The organism is Halomonas sp. IOP_31 (assembly GCF_021151495.1).
Taxonomy (GTDB): Bacteria; Pseudomonadota; Gammaproteobacteria; order Pseudomonadales; family Halomonadaceae; genus Modicisalibacter; species Modicisalibacter zincidurans.
Genome location: NZ_JAIRBP010000023.1, coordinates 18,992 through 34,849 on the forward strand (window position 1 = coordinate 18,992; position 15,858 = coordinate 34,849).

Below are 15,858 nucleotides of genomic sequence, written 5' to 3' on the forward strand. Positions count from 1 at the left end.
CAGGTACCCGTTTCAGAAAATCGGTCGATGACTTATGGCAACAGCCAGCGCCAGATGACGACGGCGCCGAGCGCCACCACGGCGAGGCCGGCCATGATCAGCAGCCCATCCTCTGCCGCCAGCCCCAGCCCCAGCAGAGCAATCGCCAGCGCCGGGATCGCCGCGGCGAATGGCAGCAATTCAAGCGGAATCATGGATAACGCCAGCAGTGCCGCAAGCACTGCAACCAGGCGCTGCACCAGCGGACTCGTCAGGAACTGCAGGCGCGGCTTGAGCAACCTGTCAAAGCACTGCGTCCAGGGCCGCACACGAGCGACTGCCTGGTGGAAGCGCCGGTGACTGAAGCCGCGTTCCCGCAAGCGGCGCGGCAGCCAGGGGGTTCGCTTGCCCAGCGCCAGTTGACTGGCCACGGTGGCAATGAATAGTCCACATAGCGTCGGCACACCGGGAATCGCACCGGTCGGCAGCAAGGCGATCAGCGCCGGCAGCACCAGCAACGGCCCGAAACCCCGCGATGCAAAGTTATCGATGATGTCCTGCAGGCGGATCTTGCTTCCGCTGTCCGTTCCGTCGAGCTGATCGAGCAGTCCGGTCAAGGCCATCCGTTCGGCCATCGGGGCCTCCTTCCCTGTCTCTCTACCGCCTGACCCAAGGCATCCAGCCGCCCGGTCGGTATCGTGATTACTGGCTGAACAAGCCGCGCCGGGCATGCTTGAGCGATATCTGATCGTTCAAGGTCCAGAAATCGTAGAGCACGCCGATCAGGAACAACCCGCCCGTGAACAGGTAGATCAGCCCCGTGAGCCATTTACCCATGTACATGCGATGCAGGCCGAACACGCCCAGGAACGTCAGCAAGATCCAGGCCAGCGTGTAGTCGGTCGGCCCGGTGTGAAAACGCATGTCAGCCTGACGGTCCATTGCCGGAATCAGGAACACGTCGATCAGCCAGCCGATACCCAGTAGCCCGAAGGTGAAAAACCAGATCGTGCCGGTGATCGGCTTGCCGAAATAGAAGCGGTGAGCCCCGGTGAAGCCGAAGATCCACAGTAGATAGCCCACCAGCTTGCTATGCGTGTTGCTGGACGCAAATTGTGTCACGCCTCGCTCCTTGTAAAGGACTGAAGAATAGCAGGACGGCCCAAGCCGCGGGAGCATCTCGGAGTGAGCCTGCCGGCTCGTCCCTGCCTGCTTGACGCAGGCGGCAATCTTACCACGGAGCGATGTCGAAACCTCATGGTCGCTCGCCATGGGGCCCGCCGGGCCACGTGTAAAAACCATTGACTCCGCCCCCATGCCATGGGTCATGCGGGTCTGGACGCACTCGGAATTAGCATCTATGGTGCTTGATGCGGGCATCGTAACGTGCAAGACCCTCTTCCAGCGCAGCTTGGCATGGTCGATGACAACGATGCACACGCCGCTGCGTGGGTCAGCAAGCAGAATGGCGTCAATAGGTTATCGGTTTCCGAAGACTTCCAGTACGCATTTTTCTTGTCACCTCACGCATGACGCGCACATCGCGAGCCAAGGTTCTCGCAGCCCGGCACCATCAATGGTTAGTTAAGGAAAAATCGACAATGGCAACTGGCACTGTCAAGTGGTTCAACGATACGAAAGGCTACGGTTTCATCTCTCCCGATGACGGCGGTGATGATCTGTTCGCCCATTTCTCCGAGATTCAGGCTGAAGGCTTCAAGACCCTGCAAGATGGCCAGAAGGTCTCCTTCGAGGTCACTCAGGGCAAGAAAGGACTTCAGGCCGCCAATATCAAGGCGCTCTAGCGCCTGTGAGCGCTTGCCGGTCGCAGGCGGGTCCTCGCACGAGGCAGCGCCAAGTGAAGCCCGCCTCGGCGGGCTTCACTTACGTACCGCGGCTGGTCAGACTCACCTCTGGAGTGCGACCAAATTAAGCTTGACCCGCAACGTTTAAAAGCGCATCCTTGATGCGATTGGTTTGTAGACAGAATGACGTCAGTTGTTAATCGATTCCCTCGATAACCCCGTGCGCGTTTCTCTGGCTTATAAGCCTCGCACCGGCGGTTCGTAGCAGTCCGCAAGGCTTCACGTAATCGCATCATCATCAGTAAGTTAGATAGTTAAGGAATTCGACAATGGCAACTGGCACTGTCAAGTGGTTCAACGATACCAAGGGCTTTGGCTTCATCTCTCCGGACGACGGTGGTGATGACCTCTTCGCTCACTTCTCCGAAATTCAGGCAGAAGGCTTCAAGTCTCTGCAAGACGGCCAGAAGGTTTCCTTCGACGTCACTCAGGGCAAGAAAGGCCTCCAGGCCGCTAACATCAAGCCGGCCTGATACGTCTAACCACGTACAGGTTGCACCGATCGCCACGTCCCTGGACGTGGCATTGTAAAAAAGGTCCGCACATGCGGACCTTTTTTAATGCTCGACCACCAGATTCAATTGGTGCTCGAGCGTGCACTGCCCTCGGTCGTCTCATCGGGCTCGATCGACAGCTGTTCCTTGACGTCCTGTTTCTGCGCTTGCTCGAACTGCTCGTTGAGTTCCTTCTCGGCCTCCTTGAATCGCCGCTCGGTTTCCTTCAAGGCCTCACTAACGTTGCTCCCGGAACTTTCCCAGGAACCATTTGCTGCCGATGCGTCCGCCGGCTCACCTACCACGGCATCGCCTGTAACCGTATCGCCGTTCTGTTCCGCCTCGCCGGGCTGCGCGGTGTCGCCGCCTCCGCCGGCATCGGCCTGGGCCTGTTCACCGGTCGAGCCGCTACCTGCCGCCGTACCCGCTGTGTCTTCCGCCGCTGGCGTGCCGTCACGCGAGATGCGCCCGGCTTCGCTATCCTCGGTCGACGCCTGAGATGATTGAGACGATTGGCCGCTCTCCTCGACCGCCGGGGCGCCGTTGTCATCGTCGCCACCGTTACAGCCCGCCAGGCCGAGCATTAGCGCCAAGGGTAGAACCGTCGTCATCCAGGACGTCTTGGCCATCGGGTATTCTCCTCGTCGTGAATAAAAGGGTTTGTTGACGCCGCGTCATTGCAGCAAACGCCGCGCCTGGGTGCAAGGCACGCTAGACGCCGATGTCTTCGTTCCAGACATCGGGATGCCGGGCAATGAACCTCGCCATCAACTCGCGACAGGGCTCGCTATCGAGCACTTCGAGCGCAACGCCCTGTTCGCGCAGGTGCGCCTCGGCGCCCATGAAGGTGCGGTTCTCGCCGATCACCAGCCGCGGAATGCCATACAGCAGGACAGCCCCGCTGCACATCGGGCACGGCGACAGCGTGGTATAGAGCGTCGCTTCGCGATACACCGAAGCCGGTTGGCGCCCGGCATTCTCCAGGGCATCCATCTCACCGTGCAGTATTGCACTACCCCGCTGCTGGCGCTGATTGTGGCCGCGACCGATGATCCGTCCGCCGTGGACCAGCACCGCGCCGATCGGCACGCCGCCTTCGGCCAACCCCTTGCGCGCCTCTTCGATCGCAGCCTGCATAAAGATGTCCATGCCAGCCCCTCGCCTCAGGTCGCGAACAATTGACCTTCGATATCGCGAAATGCCTTGAACTCCAAGGCATTGCCCGAGGGATCGAAGAAGAACATGGTGGCCTGCTCTCCGGGCTCGCCCCGAAAGCGAATGTAGGGTTCGATCTCGAAGCGAACCCCGGCCTGGGTCAGGCGATCGGCCAACCCTTCCCAGTCGCTCATGCTCAATACGACGCCGAAATGCGGGACCGGGACACCGTGTCCGTCGACCGGATTGCGATGTACGCCAGTCTCTTCCTCATCGAGCTCTGGATTGAGATGACAGACGAATTGATGTCCGTAGAGGTTGAAATCGACCCAGCGTTCACTGGAGCGCCCCTCCGGGCAACCCAGCAACTCGCCGTAGAAACGCCGAGCCTCGGCGATATCACGGACCTGAACGGCCAGATGGAAAGGGTTGGGCATAGCGGGTTCTCCTCGAATAGCAATCACGGACAGTGGGGTGAATTCAAAAGCCGGCTCGCACCGGGCATCGACAGCTTGATGGCATGCGGCTCGAGCGATACTTCGAAATGTTGGAGATGACGCGGCTCGCCATCAAGATTGAGCGGAAAGCGAGTGTCGCTGCGAAAGCTCAACCGGGACGCGCGAATCGTCCGAACGAATTCGCCATCCGCCGGCAATCGTTCTATTTCGCCAAGCAATTGGCGCATGTCATGCAACGACGAGAAGTGGCGCACGATGACGATCTCGAGCAGACCATCGTCCAGCTTGGCGGCCGGCGCCAGACATTGCCCGCCACCGGCCTGGGAGCCGTTGCCGATCGCCAACAGAAACAGCGGTGTGGTCAGCTCGCCACCCGGCCAGCTGAGTGCGCCCTGATACGGCTGATAGCGCCAGGCCTTGAGCATGCCCATCAACGAGTAGGCACCGCCGCCCAGCAGGCGCTTCAAGGCGACCGGCGTCGAGGTGGTGATCTCGGCGCCGAAGCCACCAGTGGCCATGTTGATGAAGCAGTCTTCACCGAGGCGAGCCACATCCACGTCGTGCACGCGACCGGTCAGCGCGAGTTCGAGCGCCGGTTGCGGTTCCAGCGGCAGCCCCACCCCATGGGCGAAATCATTGGCACTGCCCAGCGGCAGAATGCCTAGCGCCGGGCGCCGCTCCGACGCCACGGCCATCAGCCCGGCGACGATCTCGTTGACCGTGCCGTCCCCGCCCCCGGCAACGATGCGCGACACGCCCTCGTCGGCCGCCTCACGCACCAGGCGCAGGCCGTCGCCGCCTTCCCAGGTGACGCGTACATCCAGCGCATGGCCCTCTTCGCGCAATGCAGTGACTGCTTCGCGCACTTCATCGATCTGTGCCGATTTGCCGTTTATGATCAAGCGCGCCAGGTTACTCGACTGAGCCATTCACTGCATTCCCTGTACTGTCATTCCATTGATCGCTATACCTTCGCCTGTCGGCGCCTGCATCGCAAGCGACACATCAGGCCGTCACTGCCCTTCATGTCAGGCACAGCGCGCCATTGAGATAGCTGTAGAGCCGCGCCCCCTGAGCCGGCGTAAAGGCATCGCGTTCCGCGGCGAATGCCACCGTGGTCGTGGCACAGGCACCCAGCCCTTGAAGAATACGCGACGCATAGAGCGGTCCGAGGCTGGTCGCCGCGATGTCCGGCAGCGCGCCGAGCGCATTAGAGTGCCGAGCCGACCAGCAATGCCGGGCGGCGGCGGTCGGTCAGCGGTCCCACCACGATCTGGCCGAGACCGACGCTTGACAGCAACAGCGTGATGATGATCTGCAGCGCCGTGGCGGGCTGCCCGAGATCGGCGGCCATGACCGGCAACGACGGCAGGTAGATATCGATCGCCAGCGGCGTCAACATTACGCTGGCGACCAGTAGCCACATCAGGCTGGCTCGGGTGGGCGGGATGACCATGGGTGCTCCAGAAGTAGCGGAGAGCCACTGTAACGCCCTACCTGCGAATGGCAAGCGATTCACTCACCGGCCTGCGACAGGTGAAACTCGAGCAGATCGCGCGACGAATGCCGCAAATGCCCGGCCAGGCGGGTCAGGTTCTGGCGATCCTTGGTCTGCAACACCATGTGGTAACGATAGACCGCGCCATGCTCACCCAGGCTATAGCTCATCGACTTGACCACGCAGCCATGCCGACCGACGAGCTCGCGAACCTGTTCTTCGCTCGGCGTCTTCTCGATGGCATAACTGAGCACATGATCGGCGTAGTACTCGCTGGGCAGGCGCAGCTCGACCCAGCGAAACAGCGACAGCGTCAACAGCGTAGCCACGGTGGCGGTCAGCGCCGGCAACCAGAAGCCCACGCCGAACAGGATACCCAGCGCCGAGGTGATCCAGATCGAGGCCGCCGTGGTCAGTCCATGAACGTTCAAGCCCTCCTTGAAGATCACTCCGGCGCCGAGAAAGCCGATCCCGGTCATGATGCCTTGCGCCATACGCGTGGGATCGGTACGAATCGCCGACTCGGGCATATTGGTGTCGAGCCACTGCCACTGGTTGGTACTGACGATCATCAGCAATGCCGATGCGCCACAGACCAGCGCATGAGTGCGAAACCCCGCGGGGCGCCCATGGAAACTCCGCTCCAGCCCGATCAGGCTGCCCGCCAGCCACGCAGCACCCAAGTAATAGAGCATCTCCAGACTTTCTCCAGGCATGTGCCACTCCCTGTGTCATCAGTCAATTACAAGAATAGCCAAGTTCAGCATTGCAAAGGCTTGCCAGCCCGCATGCGTTCGTCCACAGCCAGTGGGCATCGTTGCCGGCCGTTGCGGGCAACGTGGTCGGCACCTTTGCGCTGATCAACCACGCCCAGTTACCCAGCGACACTTGAGCCCGTCGTTACAACGCAAACGGCCGCCCGAAGGCGGCCGTTTGCGTCGCAGAGGCCTGACCCGGATCAGGCGGTGATCGCCGCCGCGTTGGCCTCGCGCTCGCTGGCCGCCGTGCGCCCGGCGCGGTTGAGCGCCGAAAGCACCGCCTTGAGCGAGGCGCTGACGGTATCGCCGTCTTCGGCCATGCCGCTGACCCGCCGGCCATCGACATTGAGCTGGACGAAGGCGATCGCCACGGCGTCGCTGCCTTCGCCGAGCGCATGCTCGCCGTAATCGACCACGTTTACCGAGCTGCCGCTATGGCGCTGCCAGGCATCCATGAACGCCGATATCACGCCGTTGCCGTTGCCCTCAAGCGTCAGCACCCGATCGCCATCTTGCAACGTGACGGTCAGCTGCTCGGCCTCGTCGCGATTCAGACGATAGCCCTTGAGCGTGAGCGGCACCTCGTTGGCGAACGTGGTCAGCAATATGTCGCGAATCTGCTGACTCGAGAGTTCGCCGGGCACCTTCTCGCTGGCCTGCTGCACGTGCGGGGCCAGTTCCAGCGTCATCCAGCGCGGCAGGCTGATGCCGAAATCACGCTCGAGCAGGAACGCCATTCCACCCTTGCCCGACTGACTGTTGACGCGAATCACCGCCTGGTAGTCGCGTCCCAGATCGTGCGGATCGATGGGCAGATAGGCGACCTGCCACGGCTCGTCGGCGCCCTGCTGGTGCAAACACTTGCGGATCGCATCCTGATGGCTGCCCGAGAAGGCGGTATAGACCAGCTCGCCGATCCAGGGGTGGCGCGGATGCACTGGCAGATTGGTGCACTCGGTGCAGACCTGAATGATCTCGTCGGGGTTCGACAGATCGAGCTCGGGGTCGATGCCTTGACTGTACAGGTTCATGCCCAGGGTCACGATATCCATGTTGCCGGTGCGCTCGCCGTTGCCCAGCAGCGTGCCCTCGACGCGATCGGCACCGGCCAGCAGGCCGAGTTCCGCCGCTGCCGCCGCGCCGCCGCGATCATTGTGGGTGTGCAGCGAGATGATCGCCGCGTCGCGGTTGGCGAGATGGGTGATGAAATACTCGATCAGATCGGCGAAATGATTCACCGGGCCGACCTCGACGGTGGCCGGCAGATTGAGGATGCAGGGATTTTCCGGTGTCGGTTGCCAGATCGCCATCACCGCCTCGCAGATCTCCACCGCGTAGTCGGGCTCGGTGCTGGTGAAGCTTTCCGGCGAATACTGGAAGCGCCATTCGGTGTCCGGGTAGCGTTTGGCGTATTCCTGCACCCAGCTCGCGCCCTGGCGGGCGATCTCGACCACCCCGGCGCGATCCATCTCGAAGACCCGCTCGCGCTGGGCGGTCGAGGTGGAGTTGTAGACATGGACGATGGCCCGCTTGACCCCTTCGAGCGCTTCATAGGTACGCGCAATCAAGTGCTCGCGAGCCTGGACCAGCACCTGAACGGTCACGTCGTCGGGGATCTGGTCCTCCTCGATCAGCCAGCGCACGAAATCGAAATCGGGCTGACTGGCCGCCGGAAAACCGACTTCGATCTCCTTGAGCCCCACCTTCACCAGCAAGGCCCATAGCCGCTTCTTCTGTTCGACGTTCATCGGCTCGAGCAACGCCTGGTTGCCGTCGCGTAGGTCCACGCTCGCCCAGATCGGCGCGCGGCTCAGCGTGCGCGACGGCCACTGGCGTGGCTGGGTCAGCGGTACCGGCGTTGCCGGCGTGTACTTGCGATGGTCGAACGAAGCCATGGGTCTGATCCTTACCGGTGATGAACGAAAGCAGCGGTGGCCGCAGGCGGAATGGGCGCCGCGGGCCGGATAGGCGTTAGCGGCAAAGCGAAGCCGGCTCTCGTGAAGCCGACATCTGAGCGAAACATAGCATTCCGGATAGCGCTTGTGACGATGGCTACCAGTCTAGCCGCGATTGCGCGGCGATGGATTGCTAATTTCGGATGAATGCGTGGGCCAAGCGGCATAAAATTGCCTGTCTTACGCCATTACCAACAGGTTGTTGCCAACCATGACCAGTATTTCGCCAACAGCTGCTCTCGACCGTTATGATCGATCCATTCTCGACGTGCTGCAACGCGATGGCCGCATCAGCAATCAGGAACTCGCCGAGCGCATCGGCCTGTCGCCGTCCCCTTGCCTGCGCCGCGTCCGCGCGCTGGAAGACAGCGGCTTGATCGTCGGCTATCGCGCCATGGTCGACAGCAAGCGGCTCGGTTACAGCCTGATGGCGCTATTGCACATTTCGATGGATCGCCACACGCCGGAACGTTTCGCCAACTTCGAAGCCAAGGTCGCCGCGCTTTCCCAAGTGCAGGAGTGCTTGCTGATAACCGGTCAGGAAGCCGACTATCAGCTCAAGGTCGTGGTACGCGACATGGACGATTACCAGGATCTGCTGCTCAACCGCATCACCCGCATCGAAGGCGTCAGCGGCGCCCACTCGAGCTTCGTGCTCCGCCGGGTCATCGACAACCCCGTGCTCCCGACGGGGTGAGCCCGCCGGAAAGCCGGACTAGGGCGGCCGCCTGCTATTGGGCCGCGTGATGCACAGTCTCGCCAGGCCCACACCGCACGGCATTGGCGCCGGGCAACCGACTCACGTAGCATCAGCGGATATCTGCGCCGACCCGGCCTGCCCCCACTCAGCGGGAGACGTGGCCCTTCGGGACCTGTACGAGATGTATCTACTCCGCCTACTGCGCCGTCGGCAGACCTCCGCAAGGGTCACCCAGCGGTTGAATATCGACATGCGCGCGCGGCTGGCCAGCGATTACAGCGATTATCGCCTCAAACAAGGAATCCATGATCAAGGGCCGCTGGAGGTGGCAGGTGCAAGATCACGTACTGATCATCAACAGCCCGAACAACAACGCTGCTGTCTACTTCGAGCGCCTGGTGAGCCAGTTGCGCTCGACCGCGGAGCTGCATGACACCCCGGCGCGGGCCAAGGCGATCATCGTGCTGGCCCGCGACGAGTACAGCCGGGTATCCGATAGCATCACCCTGGACGTATTGAGCCAGCTGCAGGAGCTCTGCCAGGCGGGGCTACCCTACACCGTGGCCGAATGCGTTCACGAGGACAGTCGCAGGCGCACTGAAATGGCGGGCGCCAGCACCACGCCACGCCCGATCCGCGCCTACCCGGAGATGCTGGTCCGTTCGCTGGTGGCGCCGGGGGCGGAAAAGATTCTCGAGAACCTGTTCACCCATCACGACGACCATGCCATGCGCTATCCGGTTCATCTTGAAGACGCCGTGTGGTCCGACGTGACCTGCCGGCTGATGACGGCGGGCATGGGCACGCTGATGGCTTACGTGGCGGAGGACGGCCACATCACCTGCCACCCGGCCCACGACCACCGCTTCAATGCCAGGCCTTGATATTGATGGTACGCGAGGAGCTCGTGCCCACCGCCCAGGACATCGAGCGCTGTGTCCAGCAAGCCATGCTTGGCAACTACCGACCGTGAAGTTACGGGCCGGCGAATCCTGCAGTATGTTGGGCCACCGATTTTCCCAGATCCAAGTGCCATGAACCGACTCCTTTCCGCCTCGGCCGCGACGTCGGAGCCCGACGACAGCGTGTCGCGCTACCTGGCGCGTCGCCGTCGTCATATTGCGTTGATCGCGATCACCGCACTAGCGATGCTGACGGCATTTTTCGCCGACGTGGCCACCGGGCCCGGTCAGTACCCGTTGCGCGCGTTGCTGGCGGCTCTGATCGATCCCGATTCCGCGTCGCGCATGCTCGCCGTGGTGGTCTGGGAGATTCGCCTGCCGACGGCGCTGATGGCGGTGCTGGTGGGCATCAGCCTGGCCCTGGCGGGGGCCGAGATGCAGACCATCCTCGACAATCCGCTGGCCGATCCTTTCACGCTGGGCATCTCCTCGGCGGCCAGTTTCGGCGCGGCGCTGGCGATCATCCTCGGCCTGGGCGTCGTGCCGCTCGCCGGGACGCTGCTGGTTACCGCCAACGCCTTCGCGCTGGCGATGCTCGCCGCGCTGCTGATCTGGGGAATCAGCCGGCTGAGGGGCGTGACGGTACAGACCATGGTGTTGATGGGCATCGCCATGATGTTCTTCTTCAACGCCCTGCTCGGGCTGATGCAGTACCTGGCCTCGGCCGAGGCGCTGCAGCAGCTGGTGTTCTGGTCGCTGGGCAGCCTGGCCCGATCGAGCTGGGAAACGGTCGGCCTGGCGCTGCTGGCGCTGCTGGCCACGCTGCCGGTGTTCCTGGCCGCCGGCTGGCGGCTCACCGCGCTGCGCCTCGGCGATCTGCACGCCAAGGCGATGGGCATCAACGTGGGCCGCCTGCGGCTGAGCATCATGCTGTGCTGCTCGCTGCTGGCCGCCACCGCCGTCGCCTTCGTCGGCACCATCGGTTTCGTCGGGCTGGTCGGCCCGCACATCGCCCGGCTGCTGGTGGGCGAGGACCAGCGCGTGTTCCTGCCCATGTCGGCGCTGAGCGGCGGGCTGATCATGTCGCTGGCCTCGATCCTTTCCAAGATGCTGATCCCGGGCATTCTCTTCCCGATCGGCATTCTCACCGCCCTGATCGGCCTGCCCTTCTTCGTCTCGCTGATCCTGCGCAGTCGCCGGGGAGGCTGGGGATGAGCCTGCGCATCGAGCGGCTGACGTGCCGAATCGGGCGCACGGAGATCCTGCCCGGCGTGACGGGCCTGCACGCCCGCCCCGGCGAACTGACCGCGCTGATCGGCCCCAATGGCGCTGGCAAGTCGACGCTGCTCAAGGCGATCGCCGGAATCGAGCGAGCCCGGGGCGAGGCGACCCTCGACGCCTGCTCCCTGACCGCGCTGTCGCTGGAGGCGCGCGCCGAGCGGCTCTACTATCTACCCCAGGAACTGGGATCCCAGGCGGTGCTGAGCGTCTTCGAGGCGGTGCTGCTGGCGCGCCGCACGCGCATTCACGAACCCTCGAGCGCCGCGCTCGCCCAGGTCCGCGGCATGCTCCGGGCCCTGGAGCTCGAGACGCTCGCCGAACGCGAACTGGCCAAGCTGTCCGGCGGGCAGCGCCAGCGCGTGGCCATCGCCCAGGCGGTGATCCGCGAGCCGCGCCTGTTGCTGCTCGACGAACCGACCAGCGCCCTCGACCTGCACCACCAGCTGCAGGTGCTCGACTGGCTCGAACGGCTGGCCGTCGAGCGCGACATGATCGTGGTCATCGCCATCCACGACCTGAGCCTGGCGGCGCGCTTCGCCCGCTACTTCTGGGTCCTCAAGGAGGGCCGCACCGCCGCCTGCGGCGAGCCCGCCGAGGTGCTCACCGAAGCCTGCCTGCGCGACATCTACGCCATCGAGGCGCGTGTCGAATGGCCGGCGAACGAACCGCCGCGCATCACACCGCTGGCGGCCACGCGGCGACTGGGCGGCTAATGGGCAGGTCTGTGCGACTCGCTAGCTGTCGCCACAGGCCTTACCATAGGCGCAAACCAGCTACCCGTATGCGTCCATGAAATATCTCGGCGCCCACGAGATCATCGTGCAGGTCGACGATCGCTTGCGGGTCGACATGTGCATCGACACCCGCCATGGCTTCGCGGCGGGCTACGAACCATCGAGTCAGCCTCGTGGTCTCAGGAGCTCGCCTGGCTGCGCGAACAGCAGCCAGGCGCACCGGCCGAGACACGCGACGCGCGATGACACCATCATCAAGGACGAACCATGCAGGATGACGGATTCTTCACCTGGCTGGGGGAGGCGATCGGCGACGCCATCCGCACCCTGGTCGAGTTGCTGGGCAATCTATTCGGCGGACTCTACTGGGCCGTCGAGGATTTCGCCGATGGCCTGTCCGACTCGCTGGGCATCAGCGGTTCGCTGTTCAGCCTGCTCGTACTGATCGTCGGCCTGGTCATGCTCTACAAGGGCCTGCGCGCCTTTCTGCGCGGCTCGCTGCTCGGCGGCGTGTGCTGGGTGCTGGTGGGCCTGCTGGTGCTCAGTTGGCTGATCGCCTGACGCGCACGCTGCTCACCGGGCATTGTCATCGCCACGATTGCTTGCTTTTATGACTGATTCGGGTCAATCGCGACCCGGCCCTTATAGAAGATCATGACGACAGGAGACGGACAACATGTTGAATCGCTTCGCATTGCGCCACTGGGCCTTATCGCTGCTGGCCGCGCTTGCCTTGGCTCCCGCGGCCTTCGCTCAACAACAACAGCCCCCGGCCGAGGCCAATGTCGATATCCAAAAGGTCCAAGACTGGGAGGTGCGCTGCCCGCAGGGCGACACGGCCCAGGGTGCCTGTACGATGACCCAGTTGATCGACAATCCCAATAGTGGCCAGCCGCTGATGCGCGTGGTGCAGGCCTATCCGCCACAAGCCGATGGCGCCGTGCTGGTGTTCCTGCTGCCGCTGGGCGTGCGCCTGGCACCAGGCATGCAACTGAGCGTCGACAATGGCGAGCCGATCCGCTTCCCCTATCAGGTCTGCCAGCAGCAGGGCTGCCGCGGCGACCTGCCGGTCAAACCCGAGCTGATGCGTCAGTTGCGCGGCGGCAGCACCGCCACGCTGAGCATGATCGGACCGCGTGGCGAGCGCATGGACCTGGATATCTCGCTGATGGGCTTCACCGACGCCACCCAGCGCATCGCACCGTAACCGGTGCCCCTCCTGTGCCAGGGATGATTTGACACCTCTAAAGGGCCGCTTCATGAGCGGCCCTTTTGTCTACCATCGACCCGGCACCTGGCGTGCTAGAAAGCCAGCGCCTTTTCGACCACCTCATAGACGTTGGGCGAGAGTTCCTCGGCCTGGATGCGTTCCAGCTCGGCTTTCATCAGCGCCTGACGCTGCTCGTCGTAACGCTGCCAGCGAGTCAGCGGGGTAATGATTCGCGCGGCGATCTCCGGATTGAGCGTGTTGAGTTCGATGACCACGTCGGCGAGCAGCCGGTAGCCCTGGCCATCGAGACGATGGAAGTTGACCGGGTTCTGGCCGGCAAAGGCGCCGATCAATGCGCGCACCCGGTTGGGGTTCTTGAGCGAGAACGCCGGGTGGCCCATCAGGTACTTGACGCGTTCGATGGCATCCGACTGCGGGCGCGTGACCTGAACGCTGAACCACTGATCCATGACCAGCGGATCGTGGGCCCACTTCTCGCCGAAGGCGCGCAACGCCGGATCGGCGATGTCGCCGCGCGAGCTGTGTACCAGCAGCGTCAGGGCGGCCCGCACGTCGGTCATGTTGCGAGCGGCCTCGAACTGCTCGCGGGCCAGTTCGACCGCCTCGTCGTCCTCGATGCTCATCAGGTAGGAAAGCGCCACGTTCTGGAGGCCGCGCTGGGCGATCTGCTCGGCGCTGGGGGCGTAATCGGCCTGCGACTGGTTGGCGCGATACAGCGTCAGGAACTCATTGCGCAGCACGGTGGCCAGCGAGCGCTTGACGAAGTCGCGCGCGGCATGGATCGCATCGACATCGACCATCGGCTGCTGCTCGGCGATGTACGCCTCCGAGGGCAGCGTGAGCATTTCGGCGAGCACCGCCTTGTCGTCGGTAGACGCCGTCAGCAAGCCGCGGAACGCCTCGGTCACCCGGGCGTCCATGACCTTCTCGACGCCGTTGCGGTGCGCGGCGATCAGGTCGTCGAGCGCCAGCATGGTCAGCCGCTGGCCGGCATCCCAGCGATTGAAGCCGTCGCTATCGTGTTGCAGCAGGAAAGCCAGATCCTCGCGGCCGTAGGGGAAGCGCAGCTTGACCGGCGCCGAGAAGCCGCGCAGCAGCGAGGGAACCGGCGCCTCGGCCAGCTCGGTGAAGACCAAGGTCTGCTCGTCCTCGCGCAGGTGCAGGACGCACTCCTTGCCGAGCCGCTCGCCATCCAGCGTGAGTTCCAGATCGTCGCCGGACTTGGTACCGACCAGGCCGATGCGCACCGGGATGTGCAGCGGCTGCTTGTCGGGCTGGCCGGGCGTCGGGGGCGTGCGCTGGCGCAGCGTCAGGCGATAGGCGCTATTGGCGTAATCGTACTCGCCATGAGCGTCGATCTCGGGCGTGCCGGCCTGCGAGTACCAGCGCATGAACTGGCCGAGATCGATGGCCGAGACCTCGGCCATGCAGGCGACGAAGTCCTCGATGGTCACGGCCTGCCCGTCGAAGCGCGAGAAGTACAGATCCGAGCCCTGGCGGAAGGCGTCCCAGCCCAGCAGGTTGCGCAGCATGCGCACGATCTCGGCGCCCTTCTCGTAGATCGTCAGGGTATAGAAGTTGCCGATCTCGATGTAATACTCCGGACGCACTGGATGCGCGGTGGGCCCGGCGTCCTCGGCGAACTGCGCGGTACGGAAGAACGACACGTCCTCGATGCGCTTGACCGGCGCCGAATTGACGTCGGCCGAGAAGCTCTGGTCGCGGAAGACCGTGAAGCCCTCCTTGAGCGAGAGCTGGAACCAGTCGCGACAGGTCACCCGGTTGCCCGACCAGTTGTGGAAGTATTCGTGGGCGACGATCCCCTCGACGCGCTGGAAGGCGGCGTCGGTGGCGGTCTGCGGATGGGTCAGCACCGCCGCCGAGTTGAAGATGTTGAGGCCCTTGTTCTCCATCGCGCCCATGTTGAAGTCGTTGACGGCAACGATCATGAAGCGATCGAGATCGTACTCGCGACCGTAGGTCCGCTCATCCCAGGCCATCGCCGACTTCAGCGAGCGCATCGCGTGCTCGGTCTTGTCCAGGTTCTCGGACTCGACCCAGATCTGCAGGGTGATCTCGCGACCGCTGGCGGTCGTGAAGCGATCCTCGACCTTCTCCAACTGGCCGGCCACCAGCGCGAACAGATAGCAGGGCTTGGGATGCGGATCCTCCCAGGTGACGAAGTGCTTGCCGTCCGGCAACTCGCCGCGCTCCACCGGGTTGCCGTTGGACAGCAGCACCGGCAGGGTCTCGGCATCGCCGATCACGGTGGTCGAGAAGGTCGCCATCACGTCGGGGCGATCCGGATAATAGGTGATGCGCCGGAACCCCTCGGCCTCGCATTGGGTACAGAACATGCCGTTGGACAGATACAAGCCTTCCAGCGCGGTATTGCTGGCCGGATCGATGTCGACCTCGGTTTCCAGGCGCAAGCGCTCGGGCGGCTCGGCGATGGTCAGCCGCGCTTCGTCGACCCGGTATTCGCCAGCCTGCAGCTCCTGGCCGTCGATGGCGATACGCTTGAGCGAGAGCCGCTCGCCGTCGAGCTCCAGCGGCCGGCCGGGCGCGCTGTCGGGATGGCGCTCCATGTGCAGGACCGCACTGACGCGAGTCGCCGAGGGCGCGAGGTCGAACTTGAGTTCGGTATGGCTGACGCGAAAGGCCGGCGGCTGGTAATCCTTGAGATAGACCGGTTGCGGCTGCGCATCGACCGGCTTGATTTCGACCTCTGCGGAAATCGGCGAATCGGGCATGACGGGTACTCCTGATACAAGGTTGCCGCCATTGTACGGTGAGCGTGGCAAGAGTCTCAAAGGCGCCGCCTGCCAGCCCTTCTCATTCGTGCAGT

18 protein-coding genes are annotated in these 15,858 nt (G+C 63.6%); 8 read left to right on the top strand and 10 right to left on the bottom strand.

The window, feature by feature from the left end; translation table 11 throughout:
* Positions 1 to 32: 32 nt before the first annotated feature.
* Entirely contained in the window at positions 33 to 614 is a 582-nt protein-coding gene (locus tag K7I12_RS12115) for an exopolysaccharide biosynthesis protein (RefSeq protein WP_231664264.1), read from the bottom strand.
* 67 nt (positions 615 to 681) lie between these two features.
* A complete protein-coding gene (locus K7I12_RS12120) occupies positions 682 to 1,101 on the bottom strand; it encodes an NINE protein (protein WP_031382856.1) in 420 nt (139 codons plus the stop codon).
* A gap of 479 nt (positions 1,102 to 1,580) precedes the next feature.
* Here K7I12_RS12120 and K7I12_RS12125 point away from each other — a divergent pair, with 479 nt between their 5' ends.
* Entirely contained in the window at positions 1,581 to 1,784 is a 204-nt protein-coding gene (locus K7I12_RS12125; protein ID WP_031382855.1) for a cold-shock protein, read from the top strand.
* A gap of 329 nt (positions 1,785 to 2,113) precedes the next feature.
* On the top strand, positions 2,114 to 2,317 hold the full coding sequence (locus K7I12_RS12130; RefSeq protein ID WP_031382854.1) for a cold-shock protein: 204 nt from the start codon (positions 2,114 to 2,116) through the stop codon (positions 2,315 to 2,317).
* Between the two features lie 104 nt (positions 2,318 to 2,421).
* Here K7I12_RS12130 and K7I12_RS12135 read toward each other — a convergent pair whose 3' ends face one another.
* From K7I12_RS12135 to K7I12_RS12165, 7 genes are all read right to left on the bottom strand, one after another.
* Positions 2,422 to 2,967, bottom strand: a complete 546-nt coding sequence (locus K7I12_RS12135) for a hypothetical protein (protein ID WP_231664265.1) — start codon at positions 2,965 to 2,967, stop codon at positions 2,422 to 2,424.
* Positions 2,968 to 3,049: 82 nt separating this feature from the next.
* Positions 3,050 to 3,487 (bottom strand): nucleoside deaminase, encoded by a 438-nt coding sequence (locus tag K7I12_RS12140; RefSeq protein WP_231664267.1) that lies wholly within the window; start codon positions 3,485 to 3,487, stop codon positions 3,050 to 3,052.
* 14 nt (positions 3,488 to 3,501) lie between these two features.
* On the bottom strand, positions 3,502 to 3,930 hold the full coding sequence (locus K7I12_RS12145; protein WP_231664269.1) for a VOC family protein: 429 nt from the start codon (positions 3,928 to 3,930) through the stop codon (positions 3,502 to 3,504).
* Positions 3,931 to 3,953: 23 nt separating this feature from the next.
* On the bottom strand, positions 3,954 to 4,880 hold the full coding sequence (gene yegS / locus K7I12_RS12150; protein WP_231664270.1) for a lipid kinase YegS: 927 nt from the start codon (positions 4,878 to 4,880) through the stop codon (positions 3,954 to 3,956).
* Between the two features lie 281 nt (positions 4,881 to 5,161).
* Positions 5,162 to 5,407, bottom strand: a complete 246-nt coding sequence (locus K7I12_RS12155) for a hypothetical protein (RefSeq protein WP_031382849.1) — start codon at positions 5,405 to 5,407, stop codon at positions 5,162 to 5,164.
* Positions 5,408 to 5,466: 59 nt separating this feature from the next.
* Positions 5,467 to 6,165: an MgtC/SapB family protein gene (locus tag K7I12_RS12160; RefSeq protein WP_031382848.1), complete on the bottom strand. Its 699-nt coding sequence runs from the start codon at positions 6,163 to 6,165 to the stop codon at positions 5,467 to 5,469.
* Between the two features lie 242 nt (positions 6,166 to 6,407).
* Positions 6,408 to 8,102 carry a 2-isopropylmalate synthase gene (locus K7I12_RS12165; protein ID WP_031382847.1) on the bottom strand — a complete coding sequence of 565 codons (1,695 nt, stop codon included), beginning with the start codon at positions 8,100 to 8,102 and terminating at the stop codon, positions 6,408 to 6,410.
* Between the two features lie 271 nt (positions 8,103 to 8,373).
* Here K7I12_RS12165 and K7I12_RS12170 point away from each other — a divergent pair, with 271 nt between their 5' ends.
* The 6 genes from K7I12_RS12170 (at position 8,374) to K7I12_RS12195 (ending at position 12,986) form a co-directional block, all read left to right on the top strand.
* Positions 8,374 to 8,859: an Lrp/AsnC family transcriptional regulator gene (locus K7I12_RS12170; RefSeq protein ID WP_031382846.1), complete on the top strand. Its 486-nt coding sequence runs from the start codon at positions 8,374 to 8,376 to the stop codon at positions 8,857 to 8,859.
* Between the two features lie 335 nt (positions 8,860 to 9,194).
* Positions 9,195 to 9,746 carry a hypothetical protein gene (locus K7I12_RS12175; RefSeq protein WP_201448169.1) on the top strand — a complete coding sequence of 184 codons (552 nt, stop codon included), beginning with the start codon at positions 9,195 to 9,197 and terminating at the stop codon, positions 9,744 to 9,746.
* 150 nt (positions 9,747 to 9,896) lie between these two features.
* Positions 9,897 to 10,979, top strand: a complete 1,083-nt coding sequence (locus tag K7I12_RS12180; RefSeq protein WP_031382845.1) for a FecCD family ABC transporter permease — start codon at positions 9,897 to 9,899, stop codon at positions 10,977 to 10,979.
* Entirely contained in the window at positions 10,976 to 11,758 is a 783-nt protein-coding gene (locus K7I12_RS12185) for an ABC transporter ATP-binding protein (protein WP_231664271.1), read from the top strand. Before K7I12_RS12180 ends, K7I12_RS12185 begins: the two co-directional genes overlap by 4 nt.
* A gap of 288 nt (positions 11,759 to 12,046) precedes the next feature.
* Positions 12,047 to 12,340 (top strand): hypothetical protein, encoded by a 294-nt coding sequence (locus tag K7I12_RS12190; RefSeq protein ID WP_031382843.1) that lies wholly within the window; start codon positions 12,047 to 12,049, stop codon positions 12,338 to 12,340.
* Between the two features lie 115 nt (positions 12,341 to 12,455).
* Positions 12,456 to 12,986 (top strand): invasion associated locus B family protein, encoded by a 531-nt coding sequence (locus tag K7I12_RS12195; RefSeq protein ID WP_031382842.1) that lies wholly within the window; start codon positions 12,456 to 12,458, stop codon positions 12,984 to 12,986.
* A gap of 95 nt (positions 12,987 to 13,081) precedes the next feature.
* On the opposite strand, the gene pepN is transcribed toward K7I12_RS12195, so the two are convergent.
* The gene (gene pepN, locus K7I12_RS12200; RefSeq protein WP_051907355.1) at positions 13,082 to 15,763 is read right to left on the bottom strand and encodes an aminopeptidase N; all 2,682 of its coding nucleotides are present in this window, start codon (positions 15,761 to 15,763) and stop codon (positions 13,082 to 13,084) included.
* Positions 15,764 to 15,858 lie beyond the last annotated feature (95 nt).

Coding starts and splice junctions, on each gene's coding strand:
- K7I12_RS12115 (WP_231664264.1), bottom strand. CDS start 614: ATGGCCGAACGGATGGCCTTGACCGGACTGCTCGATCAGCTCGACGGA.
- K7I12_RS12125 (WP_031382855.1), top strand. CDS start 1,581: ATGGCAACTGGCACTGTCAAGTGGTTCAACGATACGAAAGGCTACGGT.
- K7I12_RS12130 (WP_031382854.1), top strand. CDS start 2,114: ATGGCAACTGGCACTGTCAAGTGGTTCAACGATACCAAGGGCTTTGGC.
- K7I12_RS12135 (WP_231664265.1), bottom strand. CDS start 2,967: ATGGCCAAGACGTCCTGGATGACGACGGTTCTACCCTTGGCGCTAATG.
- K7I12_RS12140 (WP_231664267.1), bottom strand. CDS start 3,487: ATGGACATCTTTATGCAGGCTGCGATCGAAGAGGCGCGCAAGGGGTTG.
- K7I12_RS12145 (WP_231664269.1), bottom strand. CDS start 3,930: ATGCCCAACCCTTTCCATCTGGCCGTTCAGGTCCGTGATATCGCCGAG.
- yegS (WP_231664270.1), bottom strand. CDS start 4,880: ATGGCTCAGTCGAGTAACCTGGCGCGCTTGATCATAAACGGCAAATCG.
- K7I12_RS12155 (WP_031382849.1), bottom strand. CDS start 5,407: ATGGTCATCCCGCCCACCCGAGCCAGCCTGATGTGGCTACTGGTCGCC.
- K7I12_RS12160 (WP_031382848.1), bottom strand. CDS start 6,165: ATGCCTGGAGAAAGTCTGGAGATGCTCTATTACTTGGGTGCTGCGTGG.
- K7I12_RS12165 (WP_031382847.1), bottom strand. CDS start 8,102: ATGGCTTCGTTCGACCATCGCAAGTACACGCCGGCAACGCCGGTACCG.
- K7I12_RS12170 (WP_031382846.1), top strand. CDS start 8,374: ATGACCAGTATTTCGCCAACAGCTGCTCTCGACCGTTATGATCGATCC.
- K7I12_RS12180 (WP_031382845.1), top strand. CDS start 9,897: ATGAACCGACTCCTTTCCGCCTCGGCCGCGACGTCGGAGCCCGACGAC.
- K7I12_RS12185 (WP_231664271.1), top strand. CDS start 10,976: ATGAGCCTGCGCATCGAGCGGCTGACGTGCCGAATCGGGCGCACGGAG.
- K7I12_RS12190 (WP_031382843.1), top strand. CDS start 12,047: ATGCAGGATGACGGATTCTTCACCTGGCTGGGGGAGGCGATCGGCGAC.
- K7I12_RS12195 (WP_031382842.1), top strand. CDS start 12,456: ATGTTGAATCGCTTCGCATTGCGCCACTGGGCCTTATCGCTGCTGGCC.
- pepN (WP_051907355.1), bottom strand. CDS start 15,763: ATGCCCGATTCGCCGATTTCCGCAGAGGTCGAAATCAAGCCGGTCGAT.